This is a genomic window from Salinimicrobium oceani (genome assembly GCF_012037645.1).
Genome location: NZ_JAAVJR010001515.1, coordinates 1 through 298 on the forward strand (window position 1 = coordinate 1; position 298 = coordinate 298).

1 protein-coding gene is annotated in these 298 nt (G+C 41.6%); it reads right to left on the reverse strand.

The window, feature by feature from the left end; translation table 11 throughout:
- Positions 1 to 110: 110 nt before the first annotated feature.
- On the reverse strand, positions 111 to 298 hold a 188-nt coding region (locus HC175_RS22895), incomplete at its 5' end, for a glucoamylase family protein (protein ID WP_317172405.1).

Here is a 298-nt window from a genome sequence, read left to right on the forward strand (position 1 = left end):
GGTAACGCAATGTATCCCCTTCAGAAATAAACTCCTTTCGCTCATATAACTCCCGGTTTTGTGCTTCCGCAGAAAACTGAAGTGTCAAAAATGCGATGATAAGCATTAAATTATTTTTCATAGCTAAATCCAAGTTTTTCAAGTCCGGCCTGTACTTCGGGAGTTTGCATGAATAAATTCCAAATAAGCCCGGAACGATAATTTTCAATCATAACCACCTGCGGACCCTGGTCAATTGCCAGGTAATAAGGTGCCACCCAATCTTCTCCTTCGAGGCTGTAAGCATCATAAAATCCGG